Below are 221 nucleotides of genomic sequence, written 5' to 3'. Positions count from 1 at the left end.
ATCGCGACGAGCCTGCAGGAGTCGAAGCTGGAGAACCTGGGTCACCTCGGCGACATGAACGACCACGATTCGCTGGGCCTGTTCCAGCAGCGTCCGTCCAGTGGTTGGGGTACGCCGGAGCAGATCACCAACCCGGAGTACTCGACGACCGCGTTCCTCAAGGGCCTCAAGCAGGTCGACGGCTGGCAGGACATGCCGCTGACCGAGGCCGCGCAGACCGT

The 221-nt window shown here is 65.2% G+C and carries 1 pseudogene; it reads left to right on the top strand.

Features of this window, described 5'->3' with window-relative positions:
• Positions 1–221: pseudogene (locus ACLQ26_RS33075) on the top strand (hypothetical protein); the annotation flags it as partial.

Source organism: Micromonospora sp. DT43, from assembly GCF_049841645.1.
In the GTDB taxonomy this organism is placed as follows: domain Bacteria; phylum Actinomycetota; class Actinomycetes; order Mycobacteriales; family Micromonosporaceae; genus Micromonospora.
The sequence above is the reverse complement of the archived record's forward strand: the minus strand, read 5'-3'. Positions and strand labels throughout refer to the sequence as shown.